We start from the raw sequence: 18922 nt of genomic DNA on the forward strand, positions 1-18922 counted from the left end.
AGAGGGCTAACGCTGGCTGTGGGTCTTGGTCTCCGTCATGTTCGGTGCCCGCTCGGCCAGCTCCCACTCGGCGGCGTCGGACGCGGCCGTGGCGGCCTCCGCCGGGGTGCCGCCGTGCAGCAGCCGCGCCACTTCGCCGCGCAGGGTCACGAACTCCGCCGACTCGCGGGTCGTGATCTGGTCCCGCGAAGCGGGCAGGCCCACCGGCAGGTCCGCCACGATCGACGCCGGCGACTTCGACAGCACCAGCACCCGGTCGGACAGGTAGACGCTCTCGTCGATGTCGTGGGTGACGACCAGGACCGTGCTGCCCTGCTCGCGCTGCACGCGCCGGGTCAGGTCCTCGAGCTCGAAGCGCGTCTGGGCGTCGACCGAGGCGAACGGCTCGTCCATCAGCAGCAGCGCCGGGCGGCTGGCCAGCGCGCGGGCGATCGACACCCGCTGCTGCATGCCGCCGGAGAGCTGCCACGGGTACTTGCCGCCGACGTCGGACAAACCGACGTGCTCCAGCGCCTCGGCGGCCCGTGCCCGCCGCTCGGACTTCGAGATCGGCCGCCACCGCAGCGGGAACTCGACGTTCTTCTGCACCGACAGCCAGGGGAAGAGCGACCGGCTGTAGTCCTGGAACACGACGGCCAGGTCGTCCGGCACGCCGGAGACGCGGTCGCCGTGCAGGCTGACCGTGCCGCCGGTCGGCGGGGTCAGCCCGGCGATGCAGCGCAGCAGCGTCGACTTCCCGCAGCCCGACGGGCCGACGATGCTGGCCAGCTGACCGGTCTCGACGGTGAACGAAAGGTTGTTCACCGCGGTGTGCGCCTTGGCGCCGGTGCCGTAGGTGTGGCTGAGGCCGGACACTTCGAGCATGGTGGACATGGGAGAGGCCTTTCGCAGCGTCAGTCGCGGCCGAGGCGGGCCGGCTGCCAGGCCAGCACCCGCCGCTCCGCGGCCAGGAAGATCGTGTTGAAGACGTAGCCGAGGATGCCCAGCAGCACCAGCCACGACCACATGGTCGGGAATTCGAAGTCCTGCTGGGCGTTCAGCAGCGACCGGCCGATGCCGTTGTAGGCGCCGACCAATTCGGACACGACCATGAGCAGCAGCGAGATCGACAGGCTCACCCGCATCCCGGCGAAGATCTTCGGCGCCGCCGCCGGCAGCACCACCATGCCGACCCAGTACCGCTTGGGGGTGCGGATCGAGCGCGCCGTCTCCACCTTGACCTGGTCGACCGAGCGGACGCCGTCGACGGTGTTGAGCAGCACCGGCCACACCGCGCCGAAGATGATCGACCCGATCTGCATGCCCGAGCTCAGTCCGAACAGCACCGCGAACACCGGGATCAGCGTGGGCGGCGGGATCGAGCGGAAGAACGCGAACAGCGGGCCGACGTAGTCCATCGCCGTCGCTGACCGGCCGAGCAGCACGCCGAGGACGATGCCGACGACCGCGGCCAGCGCCCAGCCGCCGAGCGTCCGGCCGAGGCTGGGGAACACGTTGTCGAACACCGCGTCGGTGAGGAACAGGTGCGACGCGGGCCCGGTGAACCACAGCTTGGCGGCGGTGGTCGCGATCTCCGACGGCGGGGGGAAGAACTTGCTGCCACCGGCGCGGGCGGCGAACTCCCAGCCCACCACGAGGATCGCGAACAGCAGCCAGTTGCGCAGGACCGAGGCGGCACCGCGCGCGGCGCGCCGGCCCACCCGGCCCGAAAGGGTCGCCGCGGTCACGCGATCGCCTCCCGGTCCACTGTGCTCCACCGGAACAGCCGCTTGCCGAGCTGCTCGAGCCCCTCGTTGATCAGGTAGCCCAGTGCCCCGGCGACCACCGTGCCGGCCAGGACCAGGTCGAACCGGATCGAACCGGTGCTGGCGACGATGATGAAGCTGCCGAGACCGAGCTGGGAACCGGCCAGGAACTCGACGCTGACGACGGCGATCAGCGCGATGGTCGCCGACAGCCGGACGCCGGTGAAGACGAAGGGCGCGGTCTGCGGCAGCGCGACCGAAGACAGGATGCGGAACCGGCTGGTCCCGCACGCACGGGCGGTCTCCATCAGCACCGGGTCGATCTCGCTCATGCCGTAGATCGTGTTGAACATGATCGGCCACAGCGAGGCGTAGACGGCGAGGGTGATCTTCGCGTCGGGGCCGGAGCCGATCACCAGCAGCACCAGCGGAACCAGCGCGGTGACCGGGATCGGCCGGAGGAACTCCACGATCGCGGCGGTGGCCGAGCGCAGGGCCGGGACACTGCCGAGCAGGAGGCCGGCGGGGACGCCGATCGCGATCGCGACGACGATGGCGATCAGCCAGGCGAGCATGGTCGCGACGATGTCCCGGATGAACTCGGGGTCGCCCAGCAGGTCCCCGACGGTGACCAGGACGACGCTCGGCGGCGGGGTGAACGTCTTACTGACCAGGCCGACCTGGACGACGACCTCCCAGAACAGGAGGAAGCCGACCAGACCGGCCAGGCCTCGAAGCAGTTTCTTCACGTTGACGTCAGCTGGTCGCCTGCGGGGCGATCATCGGCGCGGCGTCGACCTTGCTGGTGATGACGCCCATCTGCAGCAGCAGGTCGGGCACCCGCTGCAGGCGCCGGGCGTCCAGAGTGGAGCCGTAGCCGGGCAGGGTGAGCAGCTTGGCCGTGTCCTCGTCGATCTTCGCGTACTTGACCAGCAGCGGTTCGACCTTCGAGCGGTCGTTGATCGCGTCGCTGGTGGCCTTCTTCATCGCCCGCTGGAAGGCCGCGAGGGTCTTCGGGTTGGACTGCACCCACTTCGTCGTCGAGCCGTAGCCGGTCAGCGGGAAGTCCTGGCTGGCGCCGGTGTTGATGTCGATGACCGGCGTCGCGCCGACGGTCTTCGCCGCCTGCGAGAGCATCGGCTCCGGCATGTAGGCCGCGTCCACCTGGTTGTCCTTCAGCGCCGCCGCCATGTTCGGCAGCGGGATCAGGGTCCACTTGACCTGGCTGAAGTCGACGCCGTGGTCCTTCATGACGGACTTGGTGAGGATGTCGGACGCGGTGTTCATGGCCGTGATCGCGATCCGCTTGCCGGCCAGGTCGTTGACCGTCTTCACGTTCGAGTTCGGCACCGTGACGATCGCGTTGCTCTTGGCGTTCACCGACGTGCCGTCGGCGACCAGCTGGACGTCCGCGGCACCCTTGCTCTTGGCCACGAAGAACGGCGTGTAGGTCGAGAGGGCGATGTCGGCCTCGCCGGAGATCGCCTTCGTCATCGACTCCTGGCCGCTCTTGGCGACGATCTGTTCGACCTCGAGGCCCTCGGCCTTGAAGTAGCCGCCGTCCTGGGCCAGCCAGAAGGGCCCGAGGTCCGTGGTCGGCATGATGGAGACCTTGATCTTCGACTTCTCCAGGCCGCCCCCGGTCGACGAGGCGTTCGAGCCGTCCGAGCCGAGCGCGCTGCAGCCGGTGAGGGCTGTGGCGGCTGCGACAGTGAGGGCGAGCCCGAGCGCGGCGCGGCGAGTGCGAACCCGGCCACTGCTCATGGCGTTTCCAAGCAAGGCCTGCTCCTTGAAGAAAGTGACGGTTGGGGCACCGATTCCGGTGGAAGTGCGTGACTCATTCTCGAAAGTCACCCGGGCCACTGTAGAGAACGTGACAGCTTGCTCACAATGGGTGGAATCACTACCTGACCGAGTGGCGCACGTCACTCTTTCGGCCTCTGGTCTAGACCCGCTGCTCCACTCGTCGTAGCGGTTTACGCAGCGTAGGGACCAGTTCCCGAAAACGCGATGGGCAGCTGTGCGCCGACTGAGCGAACGCTGTGCAACATCGAGCGGGTCCTGTCGGGAGGGTTACATCTTCCCCTGCTGTTCGCTACCCTCTGCACCTGCGGGGAGGTAACAACCTCCGATGTAGTGAGAGAGAGTGCCTGGATGGCCGATCAAGCAGTTCCCCGTCGGTGTACCAGGACCCACTGTGGTTTTCCTGAGAGAAGCTTCCCCGCGATGACCTCTGCCTGGCCGGGCACAGCCGCCGAGCCGGTGGACTAGGCGGAACCAACAGACCGATGCAAGACCAGCGCAGGGACCCGACCGTGATGCTCGAGCTGAACCGATTCCGTCCGACCGGACGGGGTTCAGGAACCCCCAGTGCCGACACTGGAGACGATCTTTTCACCCTTACGGGTAGCGTCTTGCGCTGGGCTCCTTCCGAAGGACCGGAGCGCCGGAACCCCGGGAGCGTGCAGACGAGTGGCTGAGGAGAACACGATGCGCCCTGGCGGGCGCTGGACCGACCAGGGTTTCCCGAGCACGAACGATGATGGTGGTGCGGCGGTGCCGAACGAAGACGCCGCGGGGGTTGGAGGGGCCCCTGCGCAGTCACCCGGAGCGGATCCGGGCCGGAAAGCCGGGCTGTTCTCCGGCATGCGCGACTGGCGGCTGCGGTCCAAGCTGGCCGCGATCCTAATCATCCCGACCTTGACCGCCCTCGCCCTGGGCGCGGTGCGCGTGATCGACGACGCCCGCGAGGCGGCCGAGTTCCAGCGCACCGCCGACCAGGTGGCGTTCGCCGTCAAGGTGACCACAGTGGTGCACGAGCTGCAGAACGAGCGCTCGCTGGCCGTGGCGCGGATCTCCTCCAGCAACCCCCTGCTGCAGACCGGCCTCGACTCGCAGATCGCCAAGGTCGACCGCGAGGTCGCCGACCTGCGCAACGCGGCGGGCAGCCTCGGCTACGACGACCAGGCGACGAAGGACCGCTACACCCGCGGTCTGCAGCGCCTCGACGCCCTGCGCCCGCTGCGGGCGGCGTTCAACACCGCGAACGGCTTGCCCGACATCACGGTGCTGACCGCCTACTCGGGCATCCTCGACTCGCTCATCGAGCTCGGCCGCGAGGTCACCACCGCGGTCACCGACCGGGACGTGCTGCGCCTCGGCACCAGCACGCAGGCGATCAGCGAGGCGAAGGAGTTCACCACCCGCTCCGACGCCGAGCTGCAGATCGCCGCGTTCCGCGGCAGTTTCCCGGGCGACCTGCTCGACCAGACGCGGGCGTCGGCGTCCAGCGCGGACGCCTCGATCGCGGCCTTCCTCGCGAACGCCGACGACGACCAGCGCCAGCTCTACAACGACACCTACTCCGGCCCGGACGTCGACGACCGACGGCGGATCCAGACCGCGGCGTTCGCCTTCGCCCAGCTGGGTGAGGCGCCGAGCATCGACACCACGGCGCTCGGCAAGGACAGCACCGTGTCGGCGGACAAGCTGCACGCGGTCGAGTCGAACCTGCTGGCGCAGCTCAAGACCCGCGCCGACGACCTCGCCACGGCGGCGGTCAACTCCGCGTGGGTCGGCGGTGCCGTGGTCCTCGCGGCCCTGGCGCTCGCGGTCGCGCTGATGCTCGTCGTCGCCCGCCTGATGCTGCGCCCGCTGCGGGTGCTGCGGAAGAGCGCGCTGGACATCGCCTACACCCGGCTGCCGGAAACCGTGCAGGCGATCCTCGACGACCCGGACCCGGTCGGCGCCTCCAAGCGGGCCGTCCAGCCGGTGCCCGTCACCTCCCGCGACGAGATCGGCGAGGTCGCGCGGTCGTTCGACATCGTCCACGAGCAAGCCGTCAAGATGGCCGCCGAGCAGGCCCTCCTGCGCGAGAACGTCAACGGCATCTTCGTGAACCTGTCCCGCCGGTCGCAGCGGCTGGTGGAACGCCAGCTCGGCGTCATCGACCGGCTGGAAGCCGACGAGCAGGACCCGGACCACTTGGCCAGCCTGTTCGAGCTCGACCACCTCGCGACGCGGCTGCGGCGCAACGGTGAGTCCCTGCTGGTGCTCTCCGGCGCCGGCCTGGCGAAGTCGGTGCCCAAGCCGGTGCCCGCGGCCGACGTCATCGGCGCCGCGGTGTCGGAGATCGAGCAGTACGCCCGGATCGAGGTCGGCATCGTGCCCGACGTCGCGGTCCAGGGCCTGGCGATCCACGACCTCGTGCACGTCCTCGCCGAGCTGCTCGACAACGCGACCTACTTCTCCGAGCCGGAGACGAAGGTCATCGTGCGGGCCGTGGTGACCCGCCGCAAGGCGCTGGCCATCCAGGTCACCGACCACGGTGTCGGCATGAGCGAGGAGCGGCTGGCCGAGGTCAACGCCCGCCTCGCCGACCCGCCGGACCTGGACGTGTCGGTGACCCGGCGGATGGGTCTGTACGTGGTCTCGCGGCTGGCCAAGCGCCACGGCATCGAGGTCCGGCTGCGCGAGAACGAAGACATCGAGGGTGGCGTGATCGCCCGCGTCGTCGTCCCGGCCGAGCTGCTGACCCAGCTCCGGCCCGGCATGCAGCGGCAGACCCCGCCGCCGGCGAACCGCTCCGAGACGTCGATGTCGATGCCGAGCATCCCGATCCCGGCCGCGCGTTCGGACTTCGACCAGACTCAGTCGTTCGCCCAGACGCCACCGCCACCACCGCCGGCCCCGCCGTCGCACGAGCCGGTGCCGAACCAGGGCGGCCTGGTGCCGCTCGACCAGCCGATCAGCCTGGACGACCTCGTCAGCGGCGGCCGCGCGGCGGGCCCGTTCCTGTCGCCGGAGCTGCCGAAGCCCGAGACGCCGGCCTGGCCGACCGCCGAGGACCTGGCGCCGCTGACCCCGTCGTCGAACGGCGACGGCGCCAGCTCGCGGGCCGCCGACACGCAGTTCGCGCCGCTGGTGCTGCCCAAGCGCGAGCCGAAGTTCGTGCCGCCGGAGGAGCCGCCACCGGCGCCGCCGCCCGCGGCCGAGGTCGGTTCGTCGGCCCTCGAGGACGACGTACCCACCCGGCGGTTGCCCATCTACCAGTCGGTGCTGTCACGCTGGTTCAGTGAGGGTGACGACTCGGCAGCCGACCCGGTGCCGCCGCAGAACGGGGGCGAAGACCCCAACCTGCCGCCGCTCACCGGTTCCGACGAGCCGCCGGCCCCGGCCGAGCCGGTCCGCGCCGAGCCGATCCGGGCCGAGCCGATCCGGGCCGAGTCGCACCGGGCCGAGTCGCACCGGGCCGAGCCGGCCCGCGACGAGCTGCAGCCGACCGCGGCGACCCGGCACCCGCTCCTCCCGCCCGACGACGGCTGGCACAGCGCCTCCGACGACGGCTGGCAGGCGGCGCAGTCGCTGCTGGAGTCCAAGAACGAGGAGATCACCCCGGCCGGGCTGCCCAAGCGCATCCCGAACGCCTACCTGGTGCCGGGATCGATCAACAGCCCGAGCGCGACACCCGAGGCGCCGGCGCAGAACAACTTCGCGGACGCGACAGCCGGCATGCCCGGAACGGGTGCGATCACCCGCTCGGCGTCCGCCGCGCGGAGCCGGATGGCAAGCTTCCAACGGGGCTACACCTCGGGACGGCACGCTTTGAAGGAACTCCCGGGCGACGAGCGGCTGGAAGGCAGCGGAGTTCACGGGCGTGGCAACACCACAGACAGCAGTGAGGAGTGAAAGTGACACGGGCGGGTGCAATGCAGCCGGGTGGCTCCGCGCAGCCGGGCGGCCAAGCGCATGCCAAGGCGAACAATGCCGGCAGCTTCGCTTGGCTGATCACGGATTTTGTGCACCGGGTGCCCGGCGCGGCCCACGCGGTCGTGGTGTCGGCCGACGGCCTGCTCCTGGCGGCCTCCCGGGGCCTGCCGAAGGACCGGGCGGACCAGCTGGCCGCGGTGGCGTCGGGGCTGACCAGCCTCGCACGCGGTGCGGCCAAGGTGTTCGAGGGCGGCACGGTGGCGCAGACCGTGGTCGAGATGGCCAACGGTTTCCTCTTCCTCATGTCGGTTTCCGACGGTTCGTGTCTGGCGGTTCTGGGGTCGCCGGAGAGTGACATCGGCTTGGTCGTCTACGAGATGACCTTGCTGGTGGAGCGGGTCGGCCAGCAGCTGACTCCGGAGATGCGGGCGCAACTGCAGGGTTCGGCAGTTCGCCGCTGAGGACCTGGGAACCGAGGAGAGAGCCGTGGACGACGGGCGCTTGAGGGGTGATGGGCGGCTCGGTGACGACTTCTCCGGCGGGTGGTCCGACCAATCGGACGACGGCCGGGAGGACTGGCAGTCGTTCCGGGACCGCGTCGACCGGGAGTGGCGTGCGCGGCGGGTGCAGGCTTCCGACAGCGACCCCGTGCGGGAACCACCGAACTGGCTCACCGACAGCAACGCCGGGCAGGAACCGCTCCGGCCGATCGCGGGCGGTACCGAGTACCGCGACCGGCTGCTCGGCGGGCCGGGTGCGGAGCTGTTCGGCGGCTCGAGCGGGCCGCTGTACAACGCGCACGAGTTCGCCGCGTACAGCACCGAGCGGGACTTCTCGTCGGGCCCGGACTCCGGGGAGCTGGCCGCGGCGCTGCCGCGGCAGGCCCACCAGGAGTACGTCGACGAGCCGCCGCAGACGGAGATGGAGACCTCGGGCCTGGTCCGGCCGTACTTCCGGACCCGGGGCCGGACGAAGGCGACCCTCGACCTGGCCATCGAGGCGTTGATCTCGACCAGCGAACAGGGCCGGATGCTCGACCGGGTCCGGGTGCCCGAGCACCGGTCGATCTGCGACCTGTGCCTCGACACCAGGTCGGTGGCCGAAGTGGCGGCGCTGCTGCGGCTGCCACTCGGCGTGGTTCGGGTGTTGATTGGTGACGTGGCGGGCCTCGGGCTGGTGCTGGTGCACTCCAGCAGCGCGACCGTGGGCGACCGCCCGAGTATCGAGTTCATGGAAAGGGTGCTCAGTGGGCTTCGGAGAATTTGACTCCGACGCGAACGCGCCGCAGGTGACGGGTCCGACCTCGTCGGCCAAGATCGTGGTCGCCGGCGGGTTCGGTTCGGGGAAGACAACCATGGTCGGGGCGATCTCGGAGATCGACCCGCTGACCACCGAGGCCATGATGACCGAGGCCAGCGTCGGACACGACGACACCTCGGCCACGCCCAACAAGACCACCACCACCGTGGCGATGGACTTCGGGCGCATTTCGCTGGACTCGGACCTGGTGCTGTACGTGTTCGGCACCCCCGGTCAGCACCGGTTCTGGTTCATGTGGGACGACCTCGCGGTCGGCGCCATCGGCGCGGTCGTGCTGGTGGACACGCGGCGGCTGGCCGACGCGTTCCCCTCGATCGACTTCTTCGAGAACCGGAAGCTGCCCTACGTCGTGGCCATCAACTGCTTCGACCGGCTTCTGCACCACCAGATCGAGGACGTCCGGCACGCGCTGACCATCGCGCCGTCGGTCCCGATCATGGCGTGCGACGCGCGGGAGCGCGAATCCGCCAAGCAGGTGCTGATCTCGGTCGTCCAGCACGCGATCGCGCACGATTCGGCGTTGCGCGCGGGATAGCGGATGGCGCCCCGAACCGGATGCGGCCGTTGGAGTGAACTCCGTGTGCTTCACCCACTTCGGGGAGTCTCGTCACCGTCCGGAAGAGCAGCCGGCCGGTCCGCCCCGGTGACGTGGTCCGCCCGGGCCACCGTTACCCGGACTGACCTGCGCGGACAGCGCGCGGGTGCAAGCCGCGGGCGACGGCGTCGGGTGTCCCCCGGATGGGGGAGGGCGACCGGGTTGCCGCGGATCGCGGCCGGGTGCACACGTAGGGTGCGCACCGGCCTGCCGGTGGCGGGCTCGACACCACCGGCAGTGCGAATACGCTTTACCGTGGCGTCGCCGACCGGCCGTGCCGGGCGCTCCGGGGTGCGGCGGGCGACGCCGCACGAGCAAGGAGGAGCAGTAGTGACGGCTTCCGGCCAGGGCACATTCGGCTGGCTCATCACGGACTTCGTGCGCCGGGTACCCGGTGCCGCGCACGCCGTTCTGGTGTCCGCGGACGGGTTGCTGCTGGCGCCGTCGGAAGGGCTGCCCCAGGAACGTGCCGAGCAGCTGTCGGCGGTCGCGTCCGGGCTGATCAGCCTGACGGCGGGGGCCGCGCGCTGCTTCGAAGCGGGCGGCGTCAACCAGACCGTGGTGGAGATGGAGCGCGGCTACTTGTTCTTGATGTCCGTTTCGGACGGATCGTCGCTGGCGGTGCTGGCCGCGCCGACGTGCGACATCGGCACGGTCGCCTACGAGATGACCCTGCTCGTCGAGCGGGTCGGCCAGCAGATCACCCCCGAGCTGCGCGCGCAGCTGCAGGGCGGCGTGCGTGGGTAGGGCGAGATGAGGATTTCGGGATTCGACGATCCGGACTCCAGCGGCTGGGACGCACTGCACCGCGGCACCGAGCGCGAGGGTTTCGATTCGCCCAGCAAGTTCGACATGTCGACGCTGTCGATGATCATGCCCAAGCGCAAGCCCTCGCGGCCGAAGCCGGACCCGCAGGGTTACACCGACGAGGACACCCGCGAGTGGGGCTCCTCATCCTCGGCCGAGGATGAGGATTACGAACGCCCCGAGCCCCCGGATTACTCGCGGGGGCACGCGCCGGAGTTCGCCGACGAGGGTTACGCCCGCCGTGAGGCCGGGGGTTACGCGGGTACGCACGCGCCTGAGTTCGGGGACGGTCGCTACACCGGCCCGGGTCGCCGGGGTACGCACGCGCCGGAGTTCGCTGACGAGGGTTACGCCCCTCGTGAGTCCGCGGGGTACCCGGGTACGCCCGCGCCTGAGTTCGATGACGATCGCTACGCCCGCCCGGAGCACCCGGGCATGCACGCGCCCGAGTTCGCCGACGATCGCTACGCCCCTCGTGAGTCCGCGGGTTACCCGCGTACGCACGCGCCGGAGTTTGCCGACGATCGCTACGCCGGTCCGGGGCACCGAGGCACGCACGCGCCCGAGTTCACCGACGACCGCTACGACCGCTACGCCCGCCCGGAGCCCGTGGGCTACCCGCACGCGCGCGCGCCGGAGTTCGACGACGGCTACGACCCCGTCGAGCCGGAGTGGCAGGACGGGGAGACCGCCGAGCCGGAGCCCCCGCCGCTGGAGCCGGCGTGGACCCCGCCGCGGGGTGCCCGCCAGCCCGCTCCGCCGCGGCCCCCGGCCCACCACCCGCCGGCGCACCACCCCCCGGCACCCCGCCCGCCCGCCCCGCGCCGGCCGGCGCAAGGACCGCCCGCGCCCGTGTCGCGGCCGCAGGCGGCGCCCCCGCCCTCGTGGGCCCCGCCGCCACCCGCGGACTGGACGCCCCCGCCGGACCCGGAGACCCGCTGGGTCCCCCACCCGGAACCGTGGGAGGACCCGGGCTGGAACGAACCGGCCCGCGTGGCGAGCCCGGCTCCCGTCGCTTCGGCGGGCTCGCGGGTCCGCCCGTATACCCGCACCGGCGGGCGCACCCGGTCCGACCACAACCTGGCGCTCGAGGCGCTGGTCTCGACGTCCGACGACGGGCGCCGTTACCGCGGGGTCCGGTCGGTCGAGCACCGGCGGATCTGCGACCTGTGCCTGGACACCCGGTCCGTGGCGGAGATCGCCGCGCACCTGCGGCTGCCGCTGGGCGTGGTGAAGGTGCTGGTCGGGGACATGGCCGACATCGGGCTCGTGCTGATCCACCAGACCGAGCTGATCCTCGGCGACCGGTCGTCCCGCGAGTTCATGGAACGCGTCCTGGCCGGCCTGCGCGCGCTCTAACCGGCCGCGGCGAGGTCGAGGGTCAGGGTGTTGCCGGGGCCCGGCACGAAGGCGTTGATCAGCGGTGTCGCCGAGCCGCAGTTCTCGAAGGCGCCGATCGTGTAGGTCGATTCGAGGCGGCCGCCCTTGCCCGCGGCGAAGTCGTCCGACGTGAGTTCGGTCGTCAGCGGCTCGGCCGTGCCGCACCCGGCACCGACGTCGTAGGCCGCCCCGTTGACCCGGACGTCGGAGAGCGTCACCGGCCAGGTCGCCGAGCCGGAGAACCCGCCGGACACCGAGCCCTCGGCGCGGCCGGGGCCGAACGTGACCGTTCCGCTGACCTTGCCGACCCCCGGCACCGGCCGGGTGATCCGCACCGGCGGCAGGGTGATCGTCCCGTAGAAGGTGTAGGAGCCGATGAGCGTGTACATGTCGAACTGCCCCGGGCCGAGGTCGAGGCCGGCGTCCGGCTTGGCGATGTGCGTGGTCCCGTGCACGGCGTACTTCGAGTAGACCGGCGGCCCCGCCGCGCCGGCCGCTCCGGCGAACCCGGCTCCGCCCAACACCGTCGCTGCTGCCACCGCGGTCACGCGCGTTCCCCACTTCATGCCCCAGGCTTACCACCTGCCCGGGCGCTTCGGCGGGGATTCACCGAATCCGGCGTCAATCCTCGACGATGGCGGCGGACGTGATGCGGTGCAGGGAGTAGCGCTCGTTGTTCTCGCCTTCGAGGACCCCGCCGCCGACGCGCACGGGCCGGACGACGCGCTGGCTCGCCGTCCCCTTCGAGTCCACGAACCCGATCCACACCTCACGGCGTTCGAGCGTCGCGCGGGACAGCAGTTCCAGCGTCGCCGACGTGTCCGCGCCGCCACCCACCGGCGCCCGCACCGCGGACCCCCGGCGGCGGGCCGAAGCCGCGTCGCCGGCGCGCAGGTTGGAGACGATCCGGGCCGCCTGGTCCTCGGTCAGCACCGCCTGCTCGCCCGGGCTGCGGCGCGCCGCGCGGGCCTTCGCCGGCAGGCGGCGGCCGCCGGGCCGGATGTCGACCACGCGGCCGTCCGGGCCCTCCGCCGCCGGGGCGAACCCGGCCCCGCGCAGCGCCGCCAAGACCTCGTGCAGCGGGTCCGGGCTGATCACGACCGTCGGCGCGATCAGCCGCAGTGCGTGCTCCGCCGCGACCGGGTGGGCCAGCACTTCGGCCAGCAGCGCCTCGTCGTCGCAGCGCAGGAAGGACGCCGCGACGCCGCCGCGCAGCCGTCCGTGCCGGCGGGCGACGTCGTCGATCAGGTAGCTCAGGCCCTGCGGGACCGGGGTCGCCGACTTCGTCTTGAACAGCGCGTGCAGCTCGTCGGCCGTGCGCCCGGTGTCCAGCGCGCGCCGCACCGACGCCTCGGTGATCCGGTAGACCGTCGCGTGCCCCGCCGACTCGACGTCGGCGGTGGCGGCGATTTCCGCCGCCAGCTCCGGCTCCAGCGGGCCCGGCGCGACGACCGTCAGGTCGGCCTGCAGCAGCACGCGGTCCACCGGCGCGGGCAGCGCGTCCAGGATCGCCTCGACCGCGCGCGGGCGGTCGTCGGCGAGCAGTGCCCGCGTCGCCGTCGTGACGCCGCCGAGCCCGACGATCCCCAGCGCCGACGCTTCGGCCATCGTCCAGCGGACGGTCTCGTCCCGCAGCCGCCCGCCCCGCCTCGGCGCGCGCCAGGCCAGCACCGCGACGAGCTCGTCGACGCTCTTCACCCCGGCGCCGCGGGGCAGATCGGCCAGCGCGGAGAGGATCCGCCGCCGCGCGACCGGCGCCAGCGGGCGGCGCAGCTCCTCCGACAGCGGCGCGATCGGCTTGTCCTTGGCGTCGCGCCCGCCGGCCATCCCCGGCAGCCGCGGCAGCTCCAGCCACGCCTGGGCGAGCGTCATCCACCGCTGCGCGGTCGGCGACGCGAGCCACGAGTCGGTCAGCGTCGTCGGCACCCATTCGGGCCCGGTCGCCTCGCTGTCGGCGACGAGCCCGGCGCCCACGGCCAGCTCGGCCACCAGGATCGCCTGGGTGTCGTCGATCTCCAGGTCCTTGGCGAGCTTCTTCAGCTCGCGCACGCCGAGGCCGCCCGACTTGAGCACCGGCGGCGGCGCGGCCGACCACGCGCGCAGCAGGGCTTCGGTGTGGCGCAGGAACTCCATCGCCTCGCCGGCCGCCGCTTCGTCCAAGGTGGACGCCTGGTGCGGGTGCACCGGCAGCTCGGGCTCGGTGAGCGCCCCGCGCGCGAACACCCCGCCGCGCACCGCGATGCCGAGCTCGCGCGGCAGCTCGACGGTCTGGTCGTCGCGGCGCAGCAGCAGGCCCCTGGCCAGCAGCTTCTGCACCGGCGTCTCGGCCTTCCCGGGCGAGTGGGCCGGCCCGGCGTCGCGGGTGCGGCCGATCGGCGGGCCGGCGGCGAGGGCGTTCAGCACGCCGCGCTCGTCGTCGGACAGCTCGGCGATCCGCGCCTCGAGGTCCTCCCCGGCGAGCGACGGCGAAGACGTGCCCAGCCCGGCCGGGAACGGCCCGAGGGCTTCCCTGGCCGCGGGCGGCACGCGCAGGGCGTCGTCCGTGCCCCAGGTCAGCGCCCGCGCGCGCAGCCGGGCCAGTGGCTCGGCGACGTCGGCGCCGACCAGCTTCGCTACGTCCTCGACCGGCACCGGATCGCGGTCCGCACCGGCCAGCAGGCACGCTTCGAGCACGGCCAGGGTGAAGGTGTCCAGGTCTTCGCAGGCGCGCGCGACCGAGCCGGGCGTGCCGGCCCGGGTGGCCAGCACCGTGCTGTCGGAGGGCGGGGGCGTCGACAGGTCGCGCCGCGTGCGGAGCAGCTCTGCGAGTGCGCCGTCGGACTCCGTGCGCAGCCAGTCCGCCAAAGAGGTCGCGGGCATAGAAGACCAGGGTACCGGGCGGTTGTGACGGGCCGCCGGGGCTGAGGCAGACTGTCTCCGGACGGTTGAGCACAGGCTGTGGAGGACGTTGTGGCCAAGGGTGAGAAGAAGCACAAGGGCATCGACCCGACCTGGCCGGGCGAGGACGGCGAGCACCCCGTGACCGAGCTCGCGTCCGACCGCCAGGGCGCGCTGTCGCCGTTCGGTGACGTCACCTTCCCCCTCGACACGGTGCCGTACGTGCACCCGGAGACCGAGATCAACCGCTGACGGCATAGTTACTGGTCAGTACCGGTATCGGCCCCTGGTGAGGACGGTCACGGGAGTAGGTTCCCTTCCGTCCCAGCCACCTTTCCCATGCGGGGGTACGTGCCATGCCGGTTCCCGGTCCCGGATATTCGATCACCGTCCGGGTCGAGGCCCCGGCCTCGTCCAGCGCGGCCGGTGACCTGACCACCGCCGTCGGGCGCGTCGGTGGCGTGCTGACCGCGTTCGACGTCGTCGAGTCCCACTCCGACTCGATCGTGGTCGACATCAGCGCCAACGCGCTGTCGGAGAACCACGCGAACGACATCACCCAGACGCTCGACTCGCTGCCCGGTGTCAAGGTCCGCAAGGTCTCCGACCGGACGTTCCTGATCCACCTCGGCGGCAAGATCGAGGTCACGCCCAAGGTCGCGCTCCGCAACCGTGACGACCTCTCCCGCGCCTACACCCCGGGCGTCGCCCGCGTCTGCCAGGCGATCGCCGCCAACCCCGAGGACGCGCGCCGGCTGACGATCAAGCGCAACACCGTCGCCGTCCTCACCGACGGCTCCGCGGTGCTCGGCCTGGGCAACATCGGCCCGGCCGCCGCGCTGCCGGTGATGGAGGGCAAGGCGGCGCTGTTCAAGAAGTTCGCCGACGTCGACGCCTGGCCGGTCTGCCTGGACACCCAGGACACCGAAGAGATCATCATGATCGCCAAGGCCTTGGCCCCGGTGTACGCCGGGATCAACCTCGAGGACATCGCCGCACCGCGCTGCTTCGAGATCGAGAAGCGGCTGCGCGAGCAGCTGGACATCCCGGTGTTCCACGACGACCAGCACGGCACCGCGATCGTGGTCGTCGCCGCGCTGCGCAACGCCCTGCGCGTGGTCGGCAAGCGCATGGAGGACTGCAAGATCGTGATCAGCGGCGTCGGTGCCGCCGGTTCGGCGATCATCCGGCTGCTGCTGCAGAAGAACCCGGGCGACATCGTCGCCGCGGACATCGACGGCATCGTCCACACCGCACGCGGCAACCTCGACGACAACCTGATGTGGATCGCTTCCCACACGAACCAGGAGCAGGTCAGCGGCACCCTGCACGAAGCGCTTGCCGGCGCGGACGTGTTCATCGGCGTCTCGGCGCCCAACCTGTTCGGCGCCGAGCAGGTGGCGACGATGAACAAGGACGCGGTGGTCTTCGCGCTGGCGAACCCGGACCCCGAGATCGACCCGCTGGAGGCGCAGAAGCACGCCGCCGTCGTGGCCACCGGCCGCAGCGACTTCCCGAACCAGATCAACAACGTCCTGGCGTTCCCGGGCGTGTTCCGCGGCCTGCTGGACGCCCACGCGCACAACATCGACGACTCGATGCTCCTGGCCGCGGCCGACGCGATCGCCGACGTCGTCGACAACGGCAAGCTCAACGCGTCGTTCATCGTGCCGAGCGTGTTCGACAGCGCGGTGGCCCCCGCGGTCGCCGACGCCGTCCGGAAGGCCGTGCTCGCGGAGCGCTGACCGTCACGGCACGCGATCCGACGGTCCGGGTACGCGAGTTCCGGCCCGAATCACGCGAGTTCCGGCCCGAATCACGCGAGTTCCGGCTCCAATCACGCGAGTTCCGGCCTCAGTCACTGCCGGCGGGCGCCCGCCGGCAGTGACAGGCGTTCGAGAACCGGACCGACCGCGGCCGTCGAAGTCCCTCGCGGCCGCCTGGCCGGCCGGCGGAAGTAGCCTCGGCGTGTGAGTGAACTAAGCCACGTCGACGAGACCGGCGCCGCCCGGATGGTCGACGTCTCCGGCAAGACCGCCACCGCGCGCACGGCGCTCGCCGCCGGGACCGTGCGGACCACCGCCGAGGTGCTCCGGCTGCTGGCCACCGACGGCCTCCCCAAAGGCGACGCGCTGGCCACCGCGCGCATCGCCGGGATCATGGGCGCCAAGCGCGTGCCCGAGCTGATCCCGCTGTGCCACCAGATCGCGCTGTCGGGGGTCAAGGTCGAGTTCACGCTCGGCGAGGCCGAAGTCGGCATCCGCGCGACGGCGAAGACCACCGACGTCACCGGCGTCGAGATGGAAGCGTTGACCGCGGTGGCCGTCGCCGGGCTGACGCTGCACGACATGATCAAGGCCGTCGACCCGGCGGCGACGCTGGACGAGGTCCGCCTGCTCCGCAAGGACGGCGGCAAGACCGGAACCTGGGAGCGGCCGTGAAGCGCAGTGCGCGGGTGATCGTGGCGTCCAACCGCGCCGCCAAGGGCGTCTACGAGGACAAGACCGGCCCGGTGATCACCGCCTGGCTGGCGGATCGCGGGTACGACGTGCCGGCGCCGGTCGTCGTCGAGGACGGTGACCCGGTGGGCGTCGCGCTGCGGGCCGCACTGGCCGACGGTGTCGCCGTGGTCCTCACCACGGGCGGCACCGGCATCTCGCCGACCGACCGCACCCCGGACGTCACCCGTGCGGTGCTCGACCACGAGCTGCCGGGTGTCGCGGACGCGATCCGCGCGGCCGGCCTGCCGAAGGTGCCGACGGCGGTGCTGTCGCGCGGTGTCGCGGGCGTGGCGGGGCGGACCCTGGTCGTGAACCTCCCCGGCTCCAGCGGCGGCGTCAAAGACGGCCTGGGCGTGCTCGACGGCATCCTGGACCACGCCGTCGACCAGCTGGCCGGGGGCGACCACCCGCGGCCGGTGGCTCCGGTTTCCGCGGTGCGCGTGGTGCGGGCGCTGGTGACCGAGGACGTGCTGTCGGTGGAGGAGCACGCGCGGCTGGTCGAGGACGACGCGGCGGGCGCGGTGGTCACCTTCGCGGGGGTCGTCCGCGACCACGACGGCGGCAAGGGCGTCCGCGACCTGACGTACGAGGGCCACCCGAGCGCGGGCCAGGTGATCGCGGACGTCGTCGCGGACCTGTCGGCGCGCTGGAGCGGCGTCCGCGCGGTGGCCGTGAGCCACCGGCTGGGGCCGCTGACGATCGGCGACGTCGCCCTGGCGTGCGCCGTCGCGGCCGAGCACCGCGGCCAGGCGTTCGCGGCGTGTTCGGAGCTCGTGGACGAGGTCAAGGCGCGGCTGCCGGTCTGGAAGCACCAGCACTTCACCGACGGCACGGACGAGTGGGTCAATTCGCCGTGATCCGGAAGGCCGCGACCCGGTCGGCGGCCGCGGCGAACTCGTCCGGATCGGCGGTGGTGACCAGCCCGAGCTTGACGAACATGGGCACCCCGTGCGGCACCTCGCGCGGAAAGGCCCGCATGACCTGAGCGCGGACCCCGGCGTCGGTGATCTCGGTCAGCGTCACGGCCTGCTTCCGGCGTCCGTGGGCGAGCTCGCCCCGGCCGGCGGCGCGGACGTTGCGCGCCCAGTCGCCGTCCGGCAGCCCGGCGACGACGTACCGGTGGCCGTCGAGGGTGAGCGGGGAGACCGGAGTGGGCCGTGGGACGCCCGAGCGGCGGCCGGGGACGGTCAGGACGTGCACGGTCCCCAGGCGCAGCCCCAGGCGCGTCAGGAGGCGTACGAGGCGGTTGGCGGGGCGGAGCCAGCGGGGCAGGGCGTGGCGGGTCGGCACGGCAAATCCTTTCGACGATCGAAGTACTTGCCGGCCAAGGTAGACTCTTTCGAGTGTCGAAGCAATCACTGGTCACCGAGGCAACCCACGCGGCAGCGGCCTTCGGAGCGGCGAACGACGTGGTGGACGAGGCCGCGGCGGCGGCGTTCGGCGTGAACCGCACGGACCTGCGCATCATCGGCCTGGTGCTGGCGGCGGGAACGTTGACGGCGGGCCGGCTGGCGGCGGAGGCGAACCTGAGCCCGGCGGCCACGACAACGGCGATCCAGCGCCTGACGAACGCGGGCCACCTGACCCGCCGCACGGACGCGGACGACCGCCGCCGGGCGGTGGTGGAGCTGACGCCCAAGGCGGCGGAGCTGCTGGAGGCGGTCTACGGGCCGATCGAGCGGGCGGGCCGGGCCCTCCTGGCGGACTACGAGCCGGAGCAGCTGGCGCTGGTGATCGAGGTGCTGCGGAAGGGCGAGCGGATGCAGCTGGCGGAGGCGGAGCGGATCCGGTCGCTCTGAGGCCCGTGAGGGCGGCTCTGGTGGCCGACCAGCGGGCCGATCCGCGCAGGCGCCGGGCGGCCGCCCAGCTCTGCGGCGGGGCCGGGGCATAGCCCTGGGCTCGGCGATCCGCGCGCCAGTGCCACTGCCAGCGCTCCCGCAACCAGCGACCCCGCGCGTCAGGCCGGGGCGTCACGGCGGGGGAAACGC

The 18922-nt window shown here is 72.0% G+C and carries 18 protein-coding genes; 11 read left to right on the top strand and 7 right to left on the bottom strand.

Features of this window, described 5'->3' with window-relative positions:
• Positions 1 to 6: 6 nt before the first annotated feature.
• The 4 genes from Q5425_RS19770 to Q5425_RS19785 are packed head-to-tail and all read right to left on the bottom strand — an operon-like array spanning position 7 to position 3509.
• The gene (locus Q5425_RS19770) at positions 7 to 873 is read right to left on the bottom strand and encodes an ABC transporter ATP-binding protein (RefSeq protein WP_308673724.1); all 867 of its coding nucleotides are present in this window, start codon (positions 871 to 873) and stop codon (positions 7 to 9) included.
• A gap of 20 nt (positions 874 to 893) precedes the next feature.
• Entirely contained in the window at positions 894 to 1727 is an 834-nt protein-coding gene (locus Q5425_RS19775; RefSeq protein WP_308673725.1) for an ABC transporter permease, read from the bottom strand.
• Positions 1724 to 2494 (bottom strand): ABC transporter permease, encoded by a 771-nt coding sequence (locus Q5425_RS19780; protein ID WP_308673726.1) that lies wholly within the window; start codon positions 2492 to 2494, stop codon positions 1724 to 1726. Before Q5425_RS19780 ends, Q5425_RS19775 begins: the two co-directional genes overlap by 4 nt.
• Before the next feature lie 7 nt (positions 2495 to 2501).
• Entirely contained in the window at positions 2502 to 3509 is a 1008-nt protein-coding gene (locus Q5425_RS19785) for an ABC transporter substrate-binding protein (protein WP_308673727.1), read from the bottom strand.
• Between the two features lie 726 nt (positions 3510 to 4235).
• Here Q5425_RS19785 and Q5425_RS19790 point away from each other — a divergent pair.
• The 6 genes from Q5425_RS19790 (at position 4236) to Q5425_RS19815 (ending at position 11535) form a co-directional block, all read left to right on the top strand.
• Positions 4236 to 7433: a nitrate- and nitrite sensing domain-containing protein gene (locus Q5425_RS19790; protein ID WP_308673728.1), complete on the top strand. Its 3198-nt coding sequence runs from the start codon at positions 4236 to 4238 to the stop codon at positions 7431 to 7433.
• A 20-nt stretch (positions 7434 to 7453) separates the two neighbouring features.
• Entirely contained in the window at positions 7454 to 7915 is a 462-nt protein-coding gene (locus Q5425_RS19795) for a roadblock/LC7 domain-containing protein (protein ID WP_308673960.1), read from the top strand.
• A 25-nt stretch (positions 7916 to 7940) separates the two neighbouring features.
• Positions 7941 to 8720: a DUF742 domain-containing protein gene (locus tag Q5425_RS19800; protein WP_308673729.1), complete on the top strand. Its 780-nt coding sequence runs from the start codon at positions 7941 to 7943 to the stop codon at positions 8718 to 8720.
• Entirely contained in the window at positions 8701 to 9309 is a 609-nt protein-coding gene (locus Q5425_RS19805; RefSeq protein WP_285986767.1) for an ATP/GTP-binding protein, read from the top strand. The genes Q5425_RS19800 and Q5425_RS19805 overlap by 20 nt, the downstream gene beginning before the upstream one ends.
• 390 nt (positions 9310 to 9699) lie before the next feature.
• On the top strand, positions 9700 to 10116 hold the full coding sequence (locus Q5425_RS19810; RefSeq protein ID WP_003085368.1) for a roadblock/LC7 domain-containing protein: 417 nt from the start codon (positions 9700 to 9702) through the stop codon (positions 10114 to 10116).
• A 6-nt stretch (positions 10117 to 10122) separates the two neighbouring features.
• A complete protein-coding gene (locus Q5425_RS19815; RefSeq protein ID WP_308673730.1) occupies positions 10123 to 11535 on the top strand; it encodes a DUF742 domain-containing protein in 1413 nt (470 codons plus the stop codon).
• Here the strand turns inward: Q5425_RS19815 and Q5425_RS19820 are convergent.
• The gene (locus tag Q5425_RS19820) at positions 11532 to 12122 is read right to left on the bottom strand and encodes a hypothetical protein (RefSeq protein WP_308673731.1); all 591 of its coding nucleotides are present in this window, start codon (positions 12120 to 12122) and stop codon (positions 11532 to 11534) included. The two genes, Q5425_RS19815 and Q5425_RS19820, sit on opposite strands and share 4 nt — an antisense overlap.
• 55 nt (positions 12123 to 12177) lie before the next feature.
• Positions 12178 to 14415, bottom strand: a complete 2238-nt coding sequence (locus Q5425_RS19825; protein ID WP_308673732.1) for a helicase-associated domain-containing protein — start codon at positions 14413 to 14415, stop codon at positions 12178 to 12180.
• A gap of 90 nt (positions 14416 to 14505) precedes the next feature.
• Between Q5425_RS19825 and Q5425_RS19830 the strand changes: the two genes are divergently transcribed.
• The 4 genes from Q5425_RS19830 to Q5425_RS19845 all read left to right on the top strand — a co-directional run bounded on the left by Q5425_RS19830 (position 14506) and on the right by Q5425_RS19845 (position 17791).
• On the top strand, positions 14506 to 14685 hold the full coding sequence (locus Q5425_RS19830; RefSeq protein ID WP_043776346.1) for a hypothetical protein: 180 nt from the start codon (positions 14506 to 14508) through the stop codon (positions 14683 to 14685).
• Between the two features lie 104 nt (positions 14686 to 14789).
• Positions 14790 to 16178 carry an NAD-dependent malic enzyme gene (locus Q5425_RS19835; protein ID WP_308673733.1) on the top strand — a complete coding sequence of 463 codons (1389 nt, stop codon included), beginning with the start codon at positions 14790 to 14792 and terminating at the stop codon, positions 16176 to 16178.
• A 225-nt stretch (positions 16179 to 16403) separates the two neighbouring features.
• Positions 16404 to 16874 (top strand): cyclic pyranopterin monophosphate synthase MoaC, encoded by a 471-nt coding sequence (gene moaC / locus Q5425_RS19840; protein ID WP_086852742.1) that lies wholly within the window; start codon positions 16404 to 16406, stop codon positions 16872 to 16874.
• Complete coding sequence (locus Q5425_RS19845) at positions 16871 to 17791, top strand: molybdenum cofactor biosynthesis protein MoaE (RefSeq protein ID WP_308673734.1); 921 nt, start codon at positions 16871 to 16873, stop codon at positions 17789 to 17791. Before moaC ends, Q5425_RS19845 begins: the two co-directional genes overlap by 4 nt.
• Here the strand turns inward: Q5425_RS19845 and Q5425_RS19850 are convergent.
• Complete coding sequence (locus tag Q5425_RS19850) at positions 17778 to 18224, bottom strand: nitroreductase/quinone reductase family protein (protein ID WP_308673735.1); 447 nt, start codon at positions 18222 to 18224, stop codon at positions 17778 to 17780. The genes Q5425_RS19845 and Q5425_RS19850 overlap by 14 nt on opposite strands.
• 53 nt (positions 18225 to 18277) lie before the next feature.
• Here Q5425_RS19850 and Q5425_RS19855 point away from each other — a divergent pair, with 53 nt between their 5' ends.
• Entirely contained in the window at positions 18278 to 18733 is a 456-nt protein-coding gene (locus Q5425_RS19855) for a MarR family transcriptional regulator (RefSeq protein WP_308673736.1), read from the top strand.
• The last annotated feature ends 189 nt before the right edge of the window (positions 18734 to 18922 follow it).

It is taken from the genome of Amycolatopsis sp. A133 (assembly GCF_031082405.1).
Lineage (GTDB): Bacteria > Actinomycetota > Actinomycetes > Mycobacteriales > Pseudonocardiaceae > Amycolatopsis.

Excerpts from the sequence above, each read along its gene's own strand:
- Q5425_RS19770 (WP_308673724.1), bottom strand. The coding sequence starts at position 873 with ATGTCCACCATGCTCGAAGTGTCCGGCCTCAGCCACACCTACGGCACC.
- Q5425_RS19835 (WP_308673733.1), top strand. The coding sequence starts at position 14,790 with ATGCCGGTTCCCGGTCCCGGATATTCGATCACCGTCCGGGTCGAGGCC.
- Q5425_RS19790 (WP_308673728.1), top strand. The coding sequence starts at position 4,236 with ATGCGCCCTGGCGGGCGCTGGACCGACCAGGGTTTCCCGAGCACGAAC.
- Q5425_RS19785 (WP_308673727.1), bottom strand. The coding sequence starts at position 3,509 with ATGAGCAGTGGCCGGGTTCGCACTCGCCGCGCCGCGCTCGGGCTCGCC.
- Q5425_RS19820 (WP_308673731.1), bottom strand. The coding sequence starts at position 12,122 with ATGAAGTGGGGAACGCGCGTGACCGCGGTGGCAGCAGCGACGGTGTTG.
- Q5425_RS19815 (WP_308673730.1), top strand. The coding sequence starts at position 10,123 with ATGAGGATTTCGGGATTCGACGATCCGGACTCCAGCGGCTGGGACGCA.
- Q5425_RS19825 (WP_308673732.1), bottom strand. The coding sequence starts at position 14,415 with ATGCCCGCGACCTCTTTGGCGGACTGGCTGCGCACGGAGTCCGACGGC.
- Q5425_RS19795 (WP_308673960.1), top strand. The coding sequence starts at position 7,454 with ATGCAGCCGGGTGGCTCCGCGCAGCCGGGCGGCCAAGCGCATGCCAAG.